The 5,578-nt window shown below is 31.5% G+C and carries 8 protein-coding genes; 1 reads left to right on the forward strand and 7 read right to left on the reverse strand.

Annotated features, from left to right (window positions below; all coding sequences use genetic code 11):
* Window positions 1-167: 167 nt before the first annotated feature.
* From B2U95_RS04000 to B2U95_RS04030, 7 genes are all read right to left on the reverse strand, one after another.
* Entirely contained in the window at window positions 168-1,331 is a 1,164-nt protein-coding gene (locus B2U95_RS04000) for a T9SS type A sorting domain-containing protein (RefSeq protein ID WP_296313103.1), read from the reverse strand.
* A 198-nt stretch (window positions 1,332-1,529) separates the two neighbouring features.
* Window positions 1,530-2,000 (reverse strand): DUF1572 domain-containing protein, encoded by a 471-nt coding sequence (locus B2U95_RS04005; RefSeq protein WP_296313105.1) that lies wholly within the window; start codon window positions 1,998-2,000, stop codon window positions 1,530-1,532.
* 6 nt (window positions 2,001-2,006) lie between these two features.
* Window positions 2,007-2,468 (reverse strand): GyrI-like domain-containing protein, encoded by a 462-nt coding sequence (locus B2U95_RS04010; RefSeq protein ID WP_296313107.1) that lies wholly within the window; start codon window positions 2,466-2,468, stop codon window positions 2,007-2,009.
* A 136-nt stretch (window positions 2,469-2,604) separates the two neighbouring features.
* Window positions 2,605-3,324, reverse strand: coding sequence for a helix-turn-helix transcriptional regulator (locus tag B2U95_RS04015; protein WP_296313109.1), 720 nt, complete (start codon window positions 3,322-3,324; stop codon window positions 2,605-2,607).
* A 79-nt stretch (window positions 3,325-3,403) separates the two neighbouring features.
* Window positions 3,404-4,219, reverse strand: a complete 816-nt coding sequence (locus B2U95_RS04020) for an IS3 family transposase (protein WP_296313111.1) — start codon at window positions 4,217-4,219, stop codon at window positions 3,404-3,406.
* Between the two features lie 35 nt (window positions 4,220-4,254).
* Window positions 4,255-4,626 (reverse strand): transposase, encoded by a 372-nt coding sequence (locus tag B2U95_RS04025; RefSeq protein ID WP_296313112.1) that lies wholly within the window; start codon window positions 4,624-4,626, stop codon window positions 4,255-4,257.
* Window positions 4,627-4,814: 188 nt separating this feature from the next.
* Window positions 4,815-5,192, reverse strand: a complete 378-nt coding sequence (locus B2U95_RS04030) for a hypothetical protein (protein ID WP_296313114.1) — start codon at window positions 5,190-5,192, stop codon at window positions 4,815-4,817.
* 174 nt (window positions 5,193-5,366) lie between these two features.
* Between B2U95_RS04030 and B2U95_RS04035 the strand changes: the two genes are divergently transcribed.
* Window positions 5,367-5,578, forward strand: a 212-nt coding sequence (locus B2U95_RS04035) for a hypothetical protein (RefSeq protein WP_296313116.1), incomplete at its 3' end; no start/stop codon positions are given.

The raw sequence follows: 5,578 nt of genomic DNA on the forward strand, positions 1-5,578 counted from the left end.
TTCTGTTCGGTCTAATGACACACAACGGTTGGTGTATGATTAGTTGCGTGATTTATGCAACCAATTTACTAAATTAAGCACGAACGGCTATATTCCGAAGGAATTTCGCAAGTGAGCTAAAACTAGCAATTAATTATACACGGTGTTGTGCGTTGTAATTATGCTAACTAACGATCTATTTTAATAATTTTATAGTACTGCATTATTAAATTTTTATTGTACGCAATAAAATAAGGTCCGTTCGGATAATTTGATATATCTATTTGATTAATGATATTAGGTATTAAGCTTTGATATACTTGTTGCCCAACCAAGTTGTAAATTGTTAGTATACCATCTGTATGTTCAATTGGTATATGCAGATTTAATTTATCAATTACAGGATTAGGATATATTTCAATGGATTTCTGCTCACTAATATCTTGGACTGCAAGTACGTTGCAGAACTGAGTGAAATTTGTTTGTGTTGAAGATTGTAATAAATTATCAAAATCATTGAAAGAATTTAGATCATCATATAAGGAATAATCCAGCCATAGTTTCAAAAAATTGAAAGTTATTAATTGCTGTTCCTCTCTTGTAATACCTAGAGTTGGGTTGCAGAATGATTCACCTAGAGAACAATTGAAATTATCATCAGCAAAATAACAATGACCACCATTTATTATGCTGATATGAGTTTTACAATTTGAGGCCAATTCATTATACATGAGGGTTTGGTTTTCATCGGGAGGTGTTACACAATCATCATCTCCGGAATAGATAAGTGTTGGGACAGTAATGTTTTGTGAAGCCGAAATGGCAGATGGATTAGTTTCTGCGGCAGCGAAAGTCACTAATGTACTTATAATCGAATTATTTTCTGCAGCTAGAAAGGATGCACCTCCACCCATAGAATGACCAAGAAGCCCCGTTTTAGGAGCCAAAGAGTTAAAGAACAATGAAGAGTTATCATTATTTTCATTTTGCATTTGAGTAGCCGCAAACTTTAAGTCAAGTCCGAAATTTTCATGACTTGGAGTAAAGGTCATTTCAGTTGTTGGAAAACAAATTACGTAACCATTGGGAACTAATTCCGTCCAAAAATTTTCATAAGATTCCCAGCTCATTAAAAATCCATGACCAAAAACAATAACAGGAAAATTTCCTGAAGCGATTGGGACATTTTCACCTGGATTATCAGCAGGATAATATATTTCAGTTTCGATATTTCTGTTTCTATTACTGTCATAGAAAGTAATTGAGGTATGACCTACGTCAAATGATTGTGCTGAAATATTAGCAGAAAAAATCAGTAAACCTATAAGTATTAAAAAACTCTTTAATTTCATTTTAATCACTATTTTATATTTTGTTTTTACTATTTAATTTTGCTATGAGATTATGACGCACAACGCGTTTGTGTATGGTTAGTTGCGTGTTTTAAGAGACCAATTTACTAAATAAAACACCAGCCAAGAAAGTCCGTTTGGACTTTCGTAAATAGGCGAGAACCAAGCAATTAATTATACACGGTGTTGTATGCAGTATTATTTGCTCGATATTATTTTTCTAATCAATATTATTTGTGCAAGATGATAATAACTATGTTCAATCATTCCATCTATATTTCTTTTATAATTCCCGTATTTTTCCTCAATAAATATTTGTTTTAATTTTTCCTCTGACATTTTTTCTATTAAAACACATAACTTTTCTGTGTCTTTCCAAAACTTATTTAAAAACGTTTTCCATTCATTTTGCGATTCTATTGGTGGAAAGTCAAAACTTTTTTTATCACTTATTTCAAGTTTTCCACTTAAAAACACATTTTTTATTCCATTAATATAGTAGTGATTGTGTTGTGCTAGTTCTGAAATAGTATTTAGTGATAGAAATTTTGTGTTCGTAATTTTCCAATCGATACTTTCCAATAGTTCTTTATAATTGGTATCTGCTATCCAAGTTCCACTAAGGATTACTTCTCGAATTCTACTTGCTAATTGTTCTGTTTTGTTCACTAATTTTTATTCTTTAACTGATATAAACGTTTCAACTTCGGCATTTTCTCCATCATAATATTTTTTTCCGTGAACTGTAAAATCAGCGTTGTAAGTTCGGTTTAAGTCTTTATTTTGCCAAATTTCCATCCAAGTAGCAAGAACTGCTTTTGGCATCTTGCCTTTTGAAACGTATTTTTGATATGTATTTTTTTTAATTGTAATTCCCACAAAATCTTCGGGAATATTTTCTAATGTGTTTACTGTCAATCCGATAATTAATGTATAAGGTCCATTGAAATCTGTTTCATAGTCCGTGTAAACTGCATAAATATCATCTTTTATTTTGTTCGGAATTTGATTTTGAATTTCTTCGCCCCAAAATTTCCCCCAAAGTGCCTCAATATCTTTAGCAGATTGTCCATTTTCATTTGTTGTTCTTACGGAAATTCCGATTACACTAAATTTTTCAATTATTTGATTGTTCATAGTTTTAGAGTTTTTTGTTTGTGATATTGCTTTAATTGAGAATAGCAAAGATGCCGTAAGTAAAAAAAATTGAAATCTTTTCATTGTATTATATTCATTTGTTTGACCACAAATATAAAATACATTTGTGACAACCCTATGGCAAGGGTATTGAACATTTTTTTAGACTAATGTCAAAATATTCTTCAAAGGTGATTTTGTGTGGTTCAAACGCTTGGTTTAATACAGATAAATTTTCTATTCGGTCTAAACGAAAAGCTCTATAATCATTTCTTAATCTACAAAATGCTATGAGCAACCAATTTTCTTGAGTGGTGTAAATAGCAAATGGTTCAATTGTTCTTTCAGTTGATTGGTCATTGTTCGGCGAGTAATAACTTATTTTAACAAGATTAAAATTGGTCAATGCTAACTGAAGTGTCGATAAATAACTACTTGTGCGAACGAAGTTGTCATTTTGTCCAAATACAACCCGATTTGAAAGTAAATTAGCTTTGTCTTTCGTGTTACTTCTCAAAACAGATTTAATTTTACCAATAGCTTCGGTGTATTCTTTTACAAATGAGGAATCCTTATTTTTTAAAACTAATTGTTCGGCTGTAATCAAAGCGTTGGCTTCACTTTCGGAAAACATTATTGGTGGTATTCTGTAACCTTCCATTAATGTATATCCTTTTCCTTCCTCCGTTATAATTGGAACTCCTGATTGTTCCAATGCCTTAATATCTCGGTAAATTGTCCTTTTACTAACAAAGAATTTTATAGCAAGTTCTGATGCGGTAAAGAGTTTTTTGGTATGCAATTGGTTTAAGATTGCAGTCAGTCTCGGAAGCCTTTTAATGTCAATTTCGTTCATTTTTTGTCTGACTGTTGGTTTTTTTATAGGTTTTCGTGATATGTCTTGTCCTGAAATACGGCTACAGGTTAAAATTGATTTACGCTGTTTTTAAATATACCATATTAGGTGTTTTATAGTCTAAAGATAAATGTAATCTTATTTCGTTGTATAGATTAATTGCATTTTTTGCAGCTCTCTTTGCGTGCACCACATTTGTAAAGGTCTGGTCGAGATAAAACTCGTCTTTTAAGATGCCATTTACACGTTCTGCCATTGCGTTTTCATAACAATGATTTTCTTCAGTCATACTAATATCTATCTTTTTTCTTTTAAGTATTTGTGTGTATACATTACTGCAATACTGTATTCCTCTGTCAGAGTGGTGTATGAGTCCTTTAATATTTTTGGCTTGATATACGGCCTTATTAAGCGCTCTCACGCATCCATTTAGTTCCAGGCTATCACTCAGGTCATACCCAACAATTTTTCGAGAATACATATCTGTAATAAGAGCCAGGTAGCAAAACCCTTTTACAGTTCTGATGTATGTGATATCCGAAGCCCAAACTTGATTAGGTCTGTTGATTTCCATGTCTTTTATGATGTTACTATACTTATAAAAGCGATGATGAGAGTTTGTTGTCCTCATCCTATATTTCTTTCTAAGGGTTAGCATTTTATGCTTTCTAAGCACATTAAACAAAGTGTCTCTACCAACTTTTAGATTGGCTTTATTAAACTCGTTACCTAATGATCTTATAAGTTTTCTAACACCTTCTCTAGGAAGGGATTTGCGTCTTTGCCTAACTATTTTTATAATCTGTTGTTCACGTTCCAAACGTCTGTCAGCCCTATTTTTAAACTTGTAATAGGCATCACGTTTTAGTCCAAAACAACCAGTTATAGTTACCAAAGTAGCAAATCCCTTAGATTTCTCTTTGGCTTTGATTAAGGCTTTATACTTAACTTTTTTTTTAGTTCAGCAATAGATTTGTAGCCTAGATCTTCTGCTGCTACTTCTAGATAGGATTCTTCTACCATAGCATCGAGATCCTTTTTCAACACTAGTTTTTTAAGCTGTTCAATCTCTTTTTGAAGTGCTTTAATTCGAGATATTTCGTCTTTGGTTTCCACTTTTACTCTGGTGTTCATTAAGTCTGTACGATTGTACTTTTTAATCCATACATTCACTGTTGTAGGTGCTATGGAATAGAGTTTACAAAGCTCACTTTTTGTGTGCTTTCCTGTACTGAGTTCTGCTAAGATTTTTAATTTAAAAGGTTCACTGTAACGTCTAATTACTTTGTCATTTTTGTACATAATGTTTAAAATTATGTAGCCTTATTTCAGGACGGGTCAAAATTGTGTACAACGTTTATGTATATGGTTTGTTGCGTGTTTTAAGCAACTAATTTAGTAAATAATTACCGACCAAAAAAGTCCGCGAGGACTTTCGTAAGTAGGCGATAAGCCAGCAATAAATTATATACGGTGTTGTAACCAGTTTTTTATTCCGTTTTTTCATAGTAATGATTCAAGTCGTAATTCAATACAATTTTCGGCTTTTCAAAAATCTTATTTATAAAATATGTACTGTGTCCAGCTGTTCCCATTTCATATTTGTAAGTCCAGTCAATTTCAGTTGTCATAATTCCATAACTTACTTTATAAGTTCCATTTCCATAATATTCGCTCGAAAATGTTCCGTTAGACTTTAAAATTAGAGTGTCTGATTTATGAGGTGATTCTAAACAGCAAACTTCATTCCCGTAATTCGTATTTGCATAAACTCCGACAACAGAATTTTTCGTCATAGGAATGTCACACTTTAAAACTAAAATTCCGATGAATAAAATTATTCCAATTCCAATTAGGATGCGTTTCATTTAGAATTAGGTTTAAAAATCAAAATCATAAAGGTCGTAATGAAAATAATTAAAGGTATCTGAAACGCCAAATAGTTAAATTTCTCAATTGGTATTTCTGTTAATCTTCTAATTAATGGTGTTAGCATTAACCCAAAAATTAAGATTCTAAAAACTCTCCTTTTAAAATATTTTGTGAAAAACGAAATAAGTCCAATTAATCCAATAATCGCAAAAATCTGGTCATTATTACCAAATTCAAAACTTGTCCAAAATAACCAAGCTATAAATGGAATTCCAATCATTTGTCCCATTAAAATTATGAGAGAATATGAAGTCAAAGAAATCGTTTTTATTATGTTTTCAAATTTCAATTTAACAGGATTTTTCTTAAATTGGTTACAACG

Source organism: Winogradskyella sp. UBA3174 (assembly GCF_002364335.1).
GTDB lineage: Bacteria > Bacteroidota > Bacteroidia > Flavobacteriales > Flavobacteriaceae > Winogradskyella.

Excerpts from the sequence above, each read along its gene's own strand:
- B2U95_RS04000 (WP_296313103.1), bottom strand. The coding sequence starts at position 1,331 with ATGAAATTAAAGAGTTTTTTAATACTTATAGGTTTACTGATTTTTTCT.
- B2U95_RS04010 (WP_296313107.1), bottom strand. The coding sequence starts at position 2,468 with ATGAACAATCAAATAATTGAAAAATTTAGTGTAATCGGAATTTCCGTA.
- B2U95_RS04015 (WP_296313109.1), bottom strand. The coding sequence starts at position 3,324 with ATGAACGAAATTGACATTAAAAGGCTTCCGAGACTGACTGCAATCTTA.
- B2U95_RS04025 (WP_296313112.1), bottom strand. The coding sequence starts at position 4,626 with ATGTACAAAAATGACAAAGTAATTAGACGTTACAGTGAACCTTTTAAA.
- B2U95_RS04030 (WP_296313114.1), bottom strand. The coding sequence starts at position 5,192 with ATGAAACGCATCCTAATTGGAATTGGAATAATTTTATTCATCGGAATT.